General features: G+C 52.5%; 14 protein-coding genes. 9 read left to right on the top strand and 5 right to left on the bottom strand.

Going from position 1 to position 13,209, the window contains the following annotated elements; translation table 11 throughout:
* Positions 1-67 precede the first annotated feature (67 nt).
* The 3 genes from U5O12_RS13800 to U5O12_RS13810 are packed head-to-tail and all read right to left on the bottom strand — an operon-like array spanning position 68 to position 2,123.
* Positions 68-1,027 (bottom strand): glycosyltransferase, encoded by a 960-nt coding sequence (locus U5O12_RS13800; protein ID WP_322579198.1) that lies wholly within the window; start codon positions 1,025-1,027, stop codon positions 68-70.
* A 29-nt stretch (positions 1,028-1,056) separates the two neighbouring features.
* Positions 1,057-1,563 carry a glycosyltransferase gene (locus U5O12_RS13805; RefSeq protein ID WP_322579199.1) on the bottom strand — a complete coding sequence of 169 codons (507 nt, stop codon included), beginning with the start codon at positions 1,561-1,563 and terminating at the stop codon, positions 1,057-1,059.
* Positions 1,554-2,123 carry a glycosyltransferase family 4 protein gene (locus U5O12_RS13810; RefSeq protein WP_322579200.1) on the bottom strand — a complete coding sequence of 190 codons (570 nt, stop codon included), beginning with the start codon at positions 2,121-2,123 and terminating at the stop codon, positions 1,554-1,556. Before U5O12_RS13810 ends, U5O12_RS13805 begins: the two co-directional genes overlap by 10 nt.
* 355 nt (positions 2,124-2,478) lie before the next feature.
* On the opposite strand from U5O12_RS13810, the gene U5O12_RS13815 reads away from it, so the two are divergent.
* The 4 genes from U5O12_RS13815 to U5O12_RS13830 all read left to right on the top strand — a co-directional run bounded on the left by U5O12_RS13815 (position 2,479) and on the right by U5O12_RS13830 (position 6,215).
* Positions 2,479-3,576 carry an O-antigen ligase family protein gene (locus U5O12_RS13815; RefSeq protein ID WP_322579282.1) on the top strand — a complete coding sequence of 366 codons (1,098 nt, stop codon included), beginning with the start codon at positions 2,479-2,481 and terminating at the stop codon, positions 3,574-3,576.
* Positions 3,563-4,204: a CatB-related O-acetyltransferase gene (locus tag U5O12_RS13820; protein ID WP_322579201.1), complete on the top strand. Its 642-nt coding sequence runs from the start codon at positions 3,563-3,565 to the stop codon at positions 4,202-4,204. The genes U5O12_RS13815 and U5O12_RS13820 overlap by 14 nt, the downstream gene beginning before the upstream one ends.
* 80 nt (positions 4,205-4,284) lie before the next feature.
* A complete protein-coding gene (locus tag U5O12_RS13825) occupies positions 4,285-5,055 on the top strand; it encodes a polysaccharide deacetylase family protein (RefSeq protein WP_322579202.1) in 771 nt (256 codons plus the stop codon).
* A complete protein-coding gene (locus tag U5O12_RS13830) occupies positions 5,052-6,215 on the top strand; it encodes a glycosyltransferase family 4 protein (RefSeq protein WP_322579203.1) in 1,164 nt (387 codons plus the stop codon). Before U5O12_RS13825 ends, U5O12_RS13830 begins: the two co-directional genes overlap by 4 nt.
* A gap of 28 nt (positions 6,216-6,243) precedes the next feature.
* Here U5O12_RS13830 and msbA read toward each other — a convergent pair whose 3' ends face one another.
* Together msbA and U5O12_RS13840 are read right to left on the bottom strand one after the other, a co-directional pair.
* Positions 6,244-7,977, bottom strand: a complete 1,734-nt coding sequence (gene msbA, locus U5O12_RS13835; RefSeq protein ID WP_322579204.1) for a lipid A export permease/ATP-binding protein MsbA — start codon at positions 7,975-7,977, stop codon at positions 6,244-6,246.
* Complete coding sequence (locus tag U5O12_RS13840; protein WP_322579205.1) at positions 7,964-8,755, bottom strand: glycosyltransferase family 2 protein; 792 nt, start codon at positions 8,753-8,755, stop codon at positions 7,964-7,966. The genes msbA and U5O12_RS13840 overlap by 14 nt, the downstream gene beginning before the upstream one ends.
* Before the next feature lie 84 nt (positions 8,756-8,839).
* On the opposite strand from U5O12_RS13840, the gene U5O12_RS13845 reads away from it, so the two are divergent.
* The 5 genes from U5O12_RS13845 to U5O12_RS13865 are packed head-to-tail and all read left to right on the top strand — an operon-like array spanning position 8,840 to position 13,175.
* The gene (locus tag U5O12_RS13845) at positions 8,840-9,718 is read left to right on the top strand and encodes a glycosyltransferase family 2 protein (protein WP_322579206.1); all 879 of its coding nucleotides are present in this window, start codon (positions 8,840-8,842) and stop codon (positions 9,716-9,718) included.
* Between the two features lie 7 nt (positions 9,719-9,725).
* Positions 9,726-10,991 (top strand): Tol-Pal system beta propeller repeat protein TolB, encoded by a 1,266-nt coding sequence (gene tolB / locus U5O12_RS13850; RefSeq protein ID WP_322579207.1) that lies wholly within the window; start codon positions 9,726-9,728, stop codon positions 10,989-10,991.
* Positions 10,992-11,016: 25 nt separating this feature from the next.
* Entirely contained in the window at positions 11,017-11,556 is a 540-nt protein-coding gene (pal, locus tag U5O12_RS13855) for a peptidoglycan-associated lipoprotein Pal (RefSeq protein WP_322579208.1), read from the top strand.
* A 3-nt stretch (positions 11,557-11,559) separates the two neighbouring features.
* Positions 11,560-12,354, top strand: a complete 795-nt coding sequence (ybgF, locus tag U5O12_RS13860) for a tol-pal system protein YbgF (RefSeq protein WP_322579209.1) — start codon at positions 11,560-11,562, stop codon at positions 12,352-12,354.
* Between the two features lie 26 nt (positions 12,355-12,380).
* Positions 12,381-13,175: a tRNA threonylcarbamoyladenosine dehydratase gene (locus U5O12_RS13865; RefSeq protein WP_322579210.1), complete on the top strand. Its 795-nt coding sequence runs from the start codon at positions 12,381-12,383 to the stop codon at positions 13,173-13,175.
* Positions 13,176-13,209 lie beyond the last annotated feature (34 nt).

The raw sequence follows: 13,209 nt of genomic DNA on the forward strand, positions 1-13,209 counted from the left end.
TCGTGCTTTTGTGAGCCTCAGGCGTACACAGCGGCTTTATTGTGTGTTGCTGTACAGCCGATCCGAATCAAAGTTTGCGATAACGCATACGTTTTATGCAGAAAAATGGTGCCAACAACCAAGGTGCAGCTGCATATACGAAAATGCGAATCCGGAAGTCAACAGCTTGCTGACTGTGCAGGTAGCAAACGCGTAGTTTGGCGGATGTATTGCGCGCCCGAAATATGCGTTCGATGAAGACTTCTTTATCGAGCTTGTGCGCAATAAACGATAGTGTGTATTGACTGGCCCCTGCCTCATGGGCTTCCTTCAGCAGGCAGCGCAATTCTGTCTGACTACTGCCGAGCTTGCGCCTCAGTCCTTTGATAACGTCAGCTGCGCTGAGTGACTTGCGCTGGCTGGTGATGCCTCCGCGCCGATAGTTCACCAATGGGATAGGCAGTGTGACTGCGCTACCGGAAGCAATGGCGCGAAAAGCCATCACCATGTCTTCGCCCACTACACCATTCGGAATGCCTCCAAATTCATCGAAGAGACGACGGGTCCAAGCTTGGGCGGCGCCAATCACATGGGGAGGACCTCGACGCGACCAGTCTTCCAGGGATTCGTAAATGGACAAATCGCTGATGCGTATGACGCCGTGAAATTGGTCTGATGCATCAATATCGTTCAGGTACGCCGCGATCAGATTCGGTTTGCAGTCATTCTCCAGCCAGTGGGTGACCACCGTACTTATGCGGTGTGGTAGCGAAACATCATCACCGGCAGCTATGAAGATTAGCGCCCCATGAGACTGTCTTACCGCCTGGTCAAGGTTTCCACCAATTCCCATATTTTTGGGATTCCGTAGTACTTTGATGGTGTGTGGCCCTTCGTAATCCTTCACTCTGTCGCATATTCGAAGGTAGGTATTGTCCGCTGAAGCGTCGTCGGATATGACGATCTCCAGATTGGGGTAGTCTTGCGCCAGCGCACCGTCAATGGCTGCATCGATGCTGTTTTCCTGATTGAAACAAATCAGCAGCATCGTTACGAGAGGTTGGGAAGGTGAGGCACTCATCGGCGTTTAGTTGTCGCTAGCAGTTTAAACACGACGTCGAAATGTTGTGATGGCGAGTAAGGGTAGCGAATGTGGCTACTGGGGTCTTGCAGTGCCAGAGTGCCTTTTTCGAATTTTCCGAGTGCTTTGGTCAATGCAGAGCGTAATGACGGTACTGTACGTTCGAAACGAATACATGCGTCATCAGAAAGGACTTCCGCTGCGCCTACGGTATTCGCAAAAAGTGCTGGTGTGCCACAAAGAACTGCCTCCGGCCCCACTAGACCAAACGCTTCGTATTGTGAAGCGAGAATGACTGCGTCTGCCGCACCATACAGCGTAGGCATGTTCTGACAAAAACCCAGGTTAATGACGTTGGATGCGTTGAGATGTGTTTTTCCTGCTACCACCAATTTAATTCGCGGATCAAAATCCCGGAGCGCTTCAAGAATCAGATCTGCACCTTTCAGCGCATGATTGTTGGAAGGGAACAGCAGCAAAAAGTCCTCGGAAGCTATGCCCATTTTTTTCTCATGGCATCGCGTTGATTGCGTGCGCACAGCGAAAACGCAGCCGTGTCAACAGGTGGATAGAAGGTTGATACCTTGTGGGGGTCGATACCGTAGTGATGCGAGATCTCGTTGGCTACTTTGGCCGAATGTGCCACGATGACTTGCGCTTGTTGGTACATGGTGCGCTCGCGGGCAATAGTTCTGAGGTCCAGGAGTCCGGTGTATCCACGTTTGCGGTCAAGCAAGTGGGCTTTGTGGGTCCCCCCGACAATGCTCATCTCGACCCCAGGGACACGCGAAATACCTATCGTGGGCCATTCAGGCCGGCATTTTGCCAAGGCAGATGACTCAAAGATCAATGTATTGAGACGCGCAAAAGGTGTTCGATCTGGGACTACGACGAACTCCACATGGCGGGGCAGGGGGGCTGGCCAATTGAGGTGACGAGTCACTGCGCGTACCGGGAGACCTTGTTCAGACGCATAGCTGATCAGGTCAAGCACGTGTCGCTCCATGCCACCTTTAGGCTGAATGGAGTGAAAAATGAGGTTCAGACCGAACAGGGATGTCATTGATATCGAAATGGGTAGAAGAAAACACGCATGGCCAGGCCCGGGAACTACATGGGTAGGTAGAATAAAAAGTCCATTATCAGGTCGAATCCTGAAGGGATTCGGGGCACCACGCTGCACCAAAGCCAAACACGATAAAACTTGCTCCACGTGGTAAGGGGCCTGCTACTGTGTTCAGGTACACGAAAACGTGTTCTTGGCGAATCCCACGCTTATGTGAGTTCAGGAGATCTATTTGAGCGTTTCTACATCCAGCCCATTATCCTGGCGGAAACTCGCGTTATGCATACTGCTTTGTTATCCCATTATGGGAAGCAAATGGTTTCCGTTTGGGGGCGGGCCACGCTACTTGAGCGTGCTGGTAGCGCCTATTTGCTTGCTGCTATTGTGGCAAGCCCATCGGATATCGACCTTAAAACCGCTATTGCAAGAAGTGCTCAAATGGGCCGCTCCATTTACCCCGTTCGTTTTTGGTTGGATGTTTGCGCAGTTGTGGCATCAATACCATCCTGTCGATGTGACGCCGCTTTCGACCGTCGTGTGGTGTGGACTGCTGTTCATGGGGGCGCGACTTGTGGGCATCAACCATCGCCAGCTATCGGTAATTGCGGGAATTGCGGCGTTTGCCTATGGGGTGATCGCACTTGGTGAAGTGTTCTGGGCGGGCCGCGACAGGGCGTGGGGCGGTGTGTATGAAAACAGGTTTGGCCAATACGCGATTTGGCTTTCTGCTTTGTCCGTTATCCATTTTTTTTTGGACGAATCTCTATCTAAGGTATCTCGGGCCTTTCTGCTCTGGGCTGCTTTATTCGGGTTGATCGCCACATGGCTGAGCGGCTCTCGCGGAGCACTCCTGGCACTTCCCGTATTGATAGTCTTGCTTGTGCTGAAGTCCCTGAATTGGCGCAATGGACTATTTGTGGTTTTGGCCCTTGCCCTCGCCTTGGGTGTGGGCTGCTACCTCTATAGTTCCATTTATGATCGATTCTTGGTGATGTACCAAGAGGTGTTTCAGTACTTCAATGAGCCTGTTTTTACCGCCACGTCTATTGGCGTGCGTCTTGAACTGGCTCGTGTTGCTTTGGTAACTTGGGGCGAGCATCCTCTATTGGGCGCGGGATACGTCTCTTTGAGGCAGTTATATGAAAGCCACCCCAACTTGGGAGTGCCTGCCCCGGGAGTTTTGATCATCCCCGGGTTTCACAGCGACTGGTTCCAGGTCATGGGGATCGGTGGCGGACTGCTGTTGTCGTCTTTACTGGTAACCACTTTCTGGCTATTTTGCAAGGCGAGACATGACCCCTATCGCTTGTTGTTTCTAGGCTTTTCGATGGTGTTTGGTTTAAGTGAGCTTTTCATGACCCACAACCTTGGCTTAGGCTTATTGATGAGCTGCTGGGCTTTGTACAGCGCGGCAGAGCGAAATCGGACCTCTCCTTATGAAGCTTATTAAGCGCTTTCTTTTCCGGCAGGCGGAACGTAAATTGCGAAAAGTCCCCGGTATCTACCGTGGGCAAGCACGCTTTGGTCTTTACTATCCGGGAAAATACAGCATGGGGATTGGAAGCTATGGGTTGCCAAAGGTCCACGATTGGAATGAGGGCACTACGCTGAAGATCGGTGCCTTCTGTTCGATTGCGACCAATGTAGATATATTTCTAGGCGGTCACCATCACCTTGAATGGCTGACGACGTATCCTTTTCCCACCATGTTGGCTGAGCGCGCTCCCATCCCTCAATACGGCTTTAGTCGAGGGGATGTGGTTATTGGAAACGATGTATGGCTATGCTCAAATAGCACGGTGCTTTCCGGCGTCTCTATTGGCCATGGTGCAGTGGTGGCGGCTGGAGCGGTCGTGACCCGTGATGTCGAGCCCTATTCAGTTGTCGCGGGGAATCCCGCGCGGCACATCAAATGGCGTTTTGATGAACCGACCCGCATGGCATTGCTGAGTATCGCTTGGTGGGATTGGTCTATTGATGAAATCGCGGCTCAGTCAACATTGTTGTGTAGCGGAGATGTCGATGGGTTGATGGCATATGCTGATAAACGTATGTCAGCCAAACCGTTGGTAAGCTGACATAAACCTCTGACCAAGTCAGGGGCGGCAATATTTATTGGGTTTCACAGCGCAGGATCACGGCTAACGCACTGATGTGCGTGTTCTCCAACCAACTGAGGTTGCCCTCTCGGGGCAAATTTTTTTTGCAATCTGCGATTCCCATTTTGATGTATCACCAGATAGACGTGCCACCGCCCAGTGGTACGCCTTTGCGCGGATTGGTTGTCTCTCCTGCTGCGTTTGCACGCCAAATGAAAATTCTTCGACTTCTTGGTTACAAGGGGCTGTCGTTGGGCGATTTGATGCCATACCTGCGCGGTGAAAAAAAAGGCAAGGTAGTGGGCCTGACTTTTGATGACGGTTATCTCAATAATCTGACAAACGCCATGCCGGCGCTATGCCGCGAAGGTTTTACTGCGACCTGTTATGCGATCAGTGCGATGATGGGGGGGCACAATGACTGGGACGCAGACAAAGGTATCGCGCAAAAGAAATTGATGGATGTTGCAGACTGGCGTGAATGGTTGAAGTCGGGTATGGAAATCGGCTCACATACCAGACATCATGCGGATCTCACGGTTATTGATCCGGTTGCCGCTAGTCAAGAAATAGCCGGAGCCAAACAAGAACTGGAGGATCGCTTTGGTGTGGAAGTCCAGCATTTTTGTTATCCGTATGGGCGTTACTCTGAACGTGACCGTGGCCTTGTTCAAGACGCAGGTTATGTGACGGCGACCACCACGCACCGTGGACGTGTTCATGCCAATGCCGACCACTTTTTGCTTCCACGGGCAATGGTGGCCCAGGCAACGCAGCCTTGGCAATTTCTTTTGAAGATAGCGACCAGTTATGAGGATCGGCGGCGATGAATATGCAGTCTTCGCGGCGCCTGAAAATTGCAGTTCTTAGTCGTGGTTTTTTCTCTCGTGCTGGGGGGGCCGAAAATTACTCTATATCGTTGGTGGAAACGCTTGCGGCAAGACACGAGGTGCATGTTTTTACGCAGCATCTTGATCATGACTATCCCGGAGTGATCTACCACCTGCTGCCGCAGTGTGTGAGAAAACCGAGTTGGATTGATCTGTTGTGCTTTAGCGTGCGCACGTGGTGGGCCACTAGGCGAGGCTTTGACATCGTTCATTCGCATGAAAATACTTGGCACGGCTTAGTCCAGACGGTACACGTACGGCCGGTCAAGGTTGGACTCTTTTATGGCCGGGAGGGCCTGCGGCGTTACGTTCGTTACTTGCAGATCGCCACCAGCCCACGACTGTGGGCCTATTTGCTGATGGAACGCGTTCGCTTCCAACAAATTCCAGGAAAGGCTGTTATCGCGTGCAGCGAGTCATTGCGTTCCGAGCTCGAGCTGGCGTATCCATTCTTGCAAGGACGGGTATCGATACTGCCTCCTGGTGTTCGATTTCCTTTGCCCTCAAGTAATGCAGAGAAAGCAGAGCTACGCAGCGATCTCAAACTTTCAAATGACGCGTTTGTGTTGTTATTTGTGGCAAATGATTACGCAAAAAAAGGGCTGACTCCTTTGTTGCGGGCATTGCAGATGTTGCCTTCGAACGTTGTGTTGTTAGTTATAGGTAACTCTGCGCATATTGCGGAGTTCTCTGAACTTGCCCGGCAGTTGTGCGTTGCACAACGCGTGCGCTTTGTTGGCAGCGTGAGTTCTGTGGAGACCTATTACAGGGTTGCCGATGCCCAAGTACACCCTACGACTGAAGATAGTTTTTCCATGGTGACGCTGGAGGCGCTCGCCCATGGACTACCGGTCATCGTAAGCGGTCCAGCCTATTGCGGCATTTCGGCGAGCCTGAAAGACCAAACCGATGTATTGATGTTGCAAGATCCTCGCAACGCCAATGAGATTGCAAAATGCGTGGAACGTCTGTACGGCGATGACGCGCTGCGACTTCAATTGGCGGCTGCGGGAAGGCATTTCGCCTTTCAGTTTGGCTGGGATGCGTTGGGGCGGCAGCAGGAAACGATATACAGGAACGCCTTGGAGGCGAAGCGCTAAAGACCTGTTGAATGTCCCCTCATGACGATCAAACCTGCATATTGCGAAGGCTGGCATAGTAGCCATTGGCCTGCATCAGGAAGTTATGGTTGCCAGATTCGACTATCCGGCCATTATCCAGAACCAGAATTTGGTCCGCACGTTCAATGGTGCTCAGTCGATGCGCGATAACCAGCGTAGTTCTGTTTCGCATGAGAGTGGATAAAGCTTCCTGTACCAAACGCTCGGACTCTGTGTCCAACGCAGAGGTGGCCTCATCCAAAATCAAGATCGGGGCATTTTTCAAAATTGCACGTGCGATTGCGAGGCGTTGGCGCTGGCCACCTGACAGCGAAGCCCCATTCTCACCGATTCGGGTATTCAGGCCCTCGGGTAGCTGTGTTATGAAGCTCCAGGCGTTGGCCGCAATTGCTGCCTCGCGAATGTCCGCCGCAGTCGCATTGCGTGATTGGCCGAAAGCTATATTGGCAGCTACGGTATCGTTGAGAAGAACAATCTCCTGGCTAACCAAGGCAATGTGCTTGCGCAAGCTGGTGAGCGTGAGTGTGCTGATGTCAAATCCGTCTACGGTGATTTCACCGGATTCCAAGCCATAAAAGCGAGGTATCAATGTTGCGAGGGTGCTCTTGCCCCCACCGGAGGCACCGACCAAAGCAATAGTTTGGCCGGGTTCCGCTCGAAAGCTTATGTCTTTGAGCGCATTCTTTTCGCTTCCTGGGTAGCGAAAATTCACATTGTTGAATGCGACACTGCCTTTGCAGTGTTCCAGATGAATCGTGCCGTGGTCAGGTTCATCTGGCCGATCCAATAGACCAAACACACTCTCACACGCAGCCAAACCACGCTGCAAAATGGGACTGATGGTGGTTAATTGCTTGATCGGAGAAATAAGCAGCAACATTGCTGTGATGAAGGACACGAAGCCACCAGCGGAGTCGGCACTTTGCCCTGCAGATCTGCTGAGTGCCATAAAAACAATGAAGGCGATGGCCAAAGATGCTGTTATGTGTGTAATCGGTGTCAGGGCTGATGCGGGGACCGCCTCCTTCATCATGCTGCGACGAAAGCTCTCCGTTACTGCCCGAAAGCGCTCCTGCTGCTGTGTCTGTCCCGCGTAGATCTTGATAACCTTGCTTGCCGCCGTCGTCTCTTCAACCGTGTGGGCTATTGCGCGCAGGGACTCCAGGCTGGCCCTACTTGCATTGCGAATTCGGCGACCAAAACTCTGTATGAGGACTGCGATAGCCGGGCCGAATGTGAGCGTGATTACGGTGAGTTTCCAGTCTAGGTAAAGCAGGTAGCCGAGTAGCGCCAAGGCGGTCAAAGACTCCCGGATGGCGGTGACCAATACGTTTGTGGCCGCTTGATTGATGTTGTCTACGTCGTACAGCAGACGCGATATCCACTCTGAGGCAGGTTGGGAATGGAAAACTTGAATAGGTGCGTGAACGAGTTTATCGAACATGGCTCTGCGTAAATTTACGACCAAGTGGGTTGATACCCACGTCATGAGATAGTTGGTCACAAAAGATAGTGCCCCGCGGACCAAAAATAGCAGAACAATACTCACAGGAATAAACCATGTAGTGCGAGCGTCATTGGTTTTGAACCCACTGTCTAGCAAATACTTCATGATTGCCGGGAACACCGGCTCAGTCGCAGCAGTGCACACCATGCAGAACACTGCAATAAAAAACACTTTCCAGTATGGTTGCAGGTACCCCAGCAACCGACGGTATAGCGCCCTATCAGCTTTGGTCATGTTCTATGTGGATAGGGGCTTGCCAAACCACGCCTTTTTGTATTTCAAGTGCTTTCACATAACGATAGAAAGTGCCCTCAAAGTTTCCAACCGCAATGACAAAGCCGGCCCAGCCATCTAGAAAGCCCAGTTTGAAAAGATAGTGCTTCCAGAATGCCCACTTTGCATGCAAAAGAGCCGACCACATCGAGATCTTCTTGCCCTTGATTTTTTCAGCACCCAGGCTGGAGTAGCGATTGGCCTTGTGCATGACCTCGGCCATGTTCTTGAACGGGAATTGCCAGATTTCTGAGCGCATGTGACCCAATGGCTTGTCGGTATGCAGCACATAGCCTTCATGCACCGGCTTTTGGTCGTAGCTCATTGCTCCCTTGCGGAATAGCTGGGGCTGTCGGTAGTTGGGGTACCAGCCAGAATGCTTGATCCAGCGGCCCATGAAGAAGTTGCGTCGAGGCGTGTGGTATGCGTCCAATGCGTTTGCGCTCACAATCAATTCGCGTATCTCCTGTGCTGCCTCTGGTGTACAGCGCTCATCCGCATCAAGACTGAAAATCCATTCGTGCGAACAGGCTGCAATGGCATGGTTGCGCAAGTCTCCAAAGCCTTGGAACTTCACCTGAACCACCTTTGCACCCAGTTGGGTTGCCAGCTCGGCAGTGCCGTCAGTGCTCCAAGAATCTACAACGATAATTTCATCCGCCCAGCTAACACTCTCAATTGCGGCTCGCACTTTCTCTGCTTCGTTGAAGGCAATGATGTAAACCGAAATCAATGGCATGGGGTGATAACATTCGTCCGTGTTGTGAACTTTCTCTGCAGAGCTTGCTCTACAGCAAGCGAAAGTGGTGTCAACACCCTCCGCGTGAGCGGCCTAGTCTATTCGAAAATGCCTTCTTTTGATCTGATATCGGTGGTTGTAACCACCTACAACCGCAGTGATGCGTTGGCATTGGTCGTGGAGGGGCTTAAGCACCAAACCGACCGTGGCTTTGAATTAATTGTTGCAGACGATGGATCTACGCAGGCACATAGAGACCAGATCGCTGTGTGGTGTGAATCGTCCGGGCTTGTCGCAAAGCACGTTTGGCACCCAGACGTGGGATTCACTGCGGCTCAGGTTCGTAATTTGGGCGTGGCGGTGTCAAAAGGAGCGTATCTGGTTTTGTTGGATGGTGATTGCGTTCCACCAACAGATTTTATTGCTCGCCATCGCGCGCTGATGCAGAAGGACTGCTTTGTAAACGGGAGTCGAGTGTTGCTGAGTCAAAGCTTCACACGGCAACTGCTTGAACACTCGGATTCTATTGCCGCCCGCTCTGCGGCTTACTGGGTGCGCAAGTGGCTGCAAGGCGATATCGGCAAGCTTTCCGGTCTAGTTCGCTTACCTGACTTTCGCTATCGCCTACAACCCGAGTTTGTGTGGAAAGGTATACGCAGTTGCAATATGGCCGTCTGGAGGTCCGATTACCTCAGGGTCAATGGATTTGACGAGAGTTTTGTCGGCTGGGGGCATGAGGACGCAGATTTCGTACTGCGTTTGCACAATGCAGGCTTGGCTCGCAAGAACGGATTTTGTGCCACGGAAGTATTTCACCTTTGGCATCCCGAAGCCAGCCGCGCCCAAGAAGGCGTGAACGCCGATAAGGTTCGGCAGCGTCAAGCAACCAAACAGGTCAGGTCTACCATTGGTTACCAGGAAAGCATCGGTGCACCTGATGTGGTGGTCCGTAGTTGGGGATAATCGGGACATGATGAAAAAAATTCTGTTGGCGTTCGTCGTGTGTTTGGTAAGCCTGCAGACGTCGGCACAGTTTCGCGTTGAGGTGTCTGGCGTCGGCCTAACCCAAATTCCCGTAGCGATTCCCAGTTTTAAGGGTGAAGAGTCTTCGCCTCAAAAGTTGTCTGCCATCGTTATGGCGGATCTGGAGCGCAGTGGCCAGTTTCGTGGCACGGAAAGCGTTTCTGGTACTTGGGATGAGATTTCTCGACCTGATGTGTCTGCTTGGCGTCAAAAAGGAGCCGATGCTTTTGTGACGGGCAGTGTTACCCGTTTGGCCGACGGGCGATTTGACGTTAGGTTCCGTTTGTGGGACGCCGTGCGCGCACAAGATTTGGGGGCTCAGAGCCATGCTGTGGTGGCTGGTGACTTGCGTCTCGCAGCCCATCGAATCGCCGATTTCGTATATGAAAAACTTACTGGGGACAAAGGCGCGTTCTCCACTCGCTTGGCCTATGTCACCAAAGTAGGCAGCAACTACAACTTGTGGGTTGCAGACGCGGATGGTGAGAACGCCCAAAGCGCGCTGAATAGTCCTGAGCCTGTGATTTCGCCTTCTTGGGCGCCCAATGGAAATCAACTTGCTTACGTGTCGTTTGAGTCGCGTAAGCCGGTGGTTTACGTACACGATGTATCTACCGGTCGCCGTCGATTGGTCGCCAATTTCAAAGGTTCCAACAGCGCTCCAGCGTGGTCGCCGGATGGACGTACTTTGGCGTTGACACTGAGCCGCGATGGCGGATCCCAGTTGTATCTGATGGATTCGAATGGTGGCGAGCCCCGCAGATTGGCCCAGTCCAATGCTATCGATACTGAGCCTGTTTTTACGGCGGATGGTAGAACCATTTATTTTGTTAGTGACAGGGGGGGCTCGCCGCAAATTTACAAAATGCCCGTGAGTGGCGGGAGCCCTGAGCGCGTGACTTTCTCCGGCACCTACAACATTTCTCCTGCCGTAAGCCCGGATGGGAAGTGGCTGGCGTATGTGTCGCGGGTCAATGGTGCGTTCAAACTTCATGTGATGGAAATAGCGACGGGCTCTGCGAGCGCTATCACAGACACTACCGCGGACGAGAATCCCAGTTTTTCGCCAAATGGCAAACTGGTCATTTATGCCACCTTGCAACAAGGGCGTGAAGCTTTGATGACCAGTACTTTGGACGGAAGAATCAAAGCGCGTTTGGCGGGTCAGAATGGTGATATCCGGGAGCCCGACTGGGGTCCCTTCCAAAAATAATCTGAAATTTAACAAGGAGTTTTGAATGAAGCGCATCGTATTTTCCCTGGTCGTTGCAATGGCTCTTACCGCCTGTGGTTCGTCTGTCAAGCTGGACAACGTCCCTGTAGAGGACAAGTCCGGTTCCACAGTAGGCACTTCTAGCGATGCGGGTAAAGCCGGCGGTAGTGGCGTCGCGCAGAGTGGTGTAGCGACCGTGGATTTGGATAAGGCCAATCAAGATGCCTTTATGAAATCCACCACACGTACTGTGTATTTCGATTACGACAGTTTTGCAATTCGTGCTGAGTTCCAGTCAGTCATTGAAGCGCACGCCAAGTTTTTGAAATCGAACACGGCTCGCAAGGTGACATTGGAAGGGCACACCGATGAACGTGGTGGTCGTGAGTACAACCTGGCACTCGGACAAAAACGCGCTGAGGCTGTGCGCAAGGCCTTGGTGTTGCAAGGCGTAGCAGACAGCCAGTTGGAAGCTGTGAGTTTTGGCAAAGAGAAACCGGCGGTTTTGGGTAATTCCGAGGCCGCACTGGAGAAAAATCGTCGTACTGAAATCAGCTACCGTTAAGTCATGTACACACTGCGTTTGGCCGCAAAAGTTCGGCAGTGGTTTTTATTGCTCACTTTGTTAGTCGGGGCGGCGCAGTCGCACGCAGGCCTTTTTGACGATGAAGAAGCTCGTCGGGCTATTCTTGACCTGCGCCAGCGCATCGATCAGCTCAAGCAGGAGTCTGAGCAGAAGCTGTCGGATGAAAGCAAGCGCGCTTCGGAAGAAACTTCGCAGTTGCGTCGCGCCTTGCTCGACCTGCAAAACCAGCTGGAAGCCAGCCGGGTAGAGATGGCCAAATTGCGTGGGCAGAATGAGCAGCTCGCCCGTGACGTCGCTGATATTCAACGCAATCAAAAAGACACGGGGCAGTCTTTAGACGAGCGCCTTCGCAAACTGGAGCCCGTGCGCATTAGCGTGGATGGTCGAGAGTTTGCTGTTGAACCAGCTGAAAAGCGTGATTTCGAGTCCGCTCTGGCGGTATTTCGCAAAGGCGATTTCGCTGGTGCCCAAACGGGATTTGTGGATTTCCTCAATCGATATGGAGCGAGTGGCTATCGGCCTTCTGCATTGTTTTGGCTGGGTAACGCGCAGTACGCAACCAAAGACTACAAAGAGGCACAAGCCAATTTCCGGGTGCTGGTTCAGCAAACGCCTGATCACTTGCGGGTGCCGGAAGCGCTATTGGCGATTGCCAATTGTCAGCTCGAGGTGAAAGATGTGAAAGGTGCACGCAAGACTCTGGAGGAGTTGCTGGCCAAGCACCCAGGAACCGAGGCTGCTGCTGCCGCAAAAGAACGCCTTGGGCGTCTCAAGTAAGTAGGTGGCTTGCCTGGGGTTGCTACATGGTTGACGGATTGGAGTCTGCAGACCTGACACGTCGATTCTCTGGCTTGGATCGCTTGTTGGGCGTTGGGCCGGCAGACCGGGTGCGACTAGCCCACGTCGTGGTCGTGGGCATTGGTGGTGTTGGTTCTTGGGCGGCAGAAGCTCTGGCACGCAGTGGAGTAGGGCGGCTGACCCTCATCGATATGGACCATGTCTCAGAGTCCAATATCAATCGCCAATTGCATGCTCTGTCTTCAACGTTTGGCATGTCAAAAATCGAGGCGATGCGGGATCGTATTGCCCTGATCAATCCGGCGTGTGATGTCCGTTGTGTGGATGCTTTTGTAGATGCAGACAACTGGCATTCGTTGGTCCCCACTGGTATAGATGCTGTATTAGATGCTTGCGACCAAGTACGCGCCAAGGTCGCAATGGCAGCGTGGTCTATTGATACAAAAACACCATTTATCACTGTGGGTGCCGCAGGGGGCAAGCGCATGGCACATGCGGTAGAGATTGCCGATCTCAGTCAGACCACGCATGACCCGTTGTTGGCTCAGCTTCGATATCGCTTGCGCAAGGAGCATGCGGCCCCCAAGAATGGCAAGAACATGCGTGTCGCTTGCGTGTTCAGCAAAGAAGCGGTGGCCGGACCTGATGCCTCCTGTGCCGTGGAATCTGATGGCAGCCTCAATTGCCATGGCTATGGTTCTTTGGTCACGGTGACTGCTACCTTTGGTATGTGTGCGTCGGGTTGGCTCATTGACAAAATATCGCGCCGAGAGCCGAAGACAGAAAAAAACACGCTATAATTTGAGGCTTCGCGGGATCGTGCAACTGAGCTGC

This window comes from Rhodoferax sp., assembly GCF_034519335.1.
In the GTDB taxonomy this organism is placed as follows: Bacteria; Pseudomonadota; Gammaproteobacteria; order Burkholderiales; family Burkholderiaceae_C; genus Allorhodoferax.

Excerpts from the sequence above, each read along its gene's own strand:
- U5O12_RS13800 (WP_322579198.1), bottom strand. The coding sequence starts at position 1,027 with ATGCTGCTGATTTGTTTCAATCAGGAAAACAGCATCGATGCAGCCATT.
- U5O12_RS13805 (WP_322579199.1), bottom strand. The coding sequence starts at position 1,563 with ATGGGCATAGCTTCCGAGGACTTTTTGCTGCTGTTCCCTTCCAACAAT.
- U5O12_RS13810 (WP_322579200.1), bottom strand. The coding sequence starts at position 2,123 with ATGACATCCCTGTTCGGTCTGAACCTCATTTTTCACTCCATTCAGCCT.
- U5O12_RS13820 (WP_322579201.1), top strand. The coding sequence starts at position 3,563 with ATGAAGCTTATTAAGCGCTTTCTTTTCCGGCAGGCGGAACGTAAATTG.
- U5O12_RS13830 (WP_322579203.1), top strand. The coding sequence starts at position 5,052 with ATGAATATGCAGTCTTCGCGGCGCCTGAAAATTGCAGTTCTTAGTCGT.
- msbA (WP_322579204.1), bottom strand. The coding sequence starts at position 7,977 with ATGACCAAAGCTGATAGGGCGCTATACCGTCGGTTGCTGGGGTACCTG.
- U5O12_RS13840 (WP_322579205.1), bottom strand. The coding sequence starts at position 8,755 with ATGCCATTGATTTCGGTTTACATCATTGCCTTCAACGAAGCAGAGAAA.
- tolB (WP_322579207.1), top strand. The coding sequence starts at position 9,726 with ATGATGAAAAAAATTCTGTTGGCGTTCGTCGTGTGTTTGGTAAGCCTG.
- pal (WP_322579208.1), top strand. The coding sequence starts at position 11,017 with ATGAAGCGCATCGTATTTTCCCTGGTCGTTGCAATGGCTCTTACCGCC.
- ybgF (WP_322579209.1), top strand. The coding sequence starts at position 11,560 with ATGTACACACTGCGTTTGGCCGCAAAAGTTCGGCAGTGGTTTTTATTG.
- U5O12_RS13865 (WP_322579210.1), top strand. The coding sequence starts at position 12,381 with ATGGTTGACGGATTGGAGTCTGCAGACCTGACACGTCGATTCTCTGGC.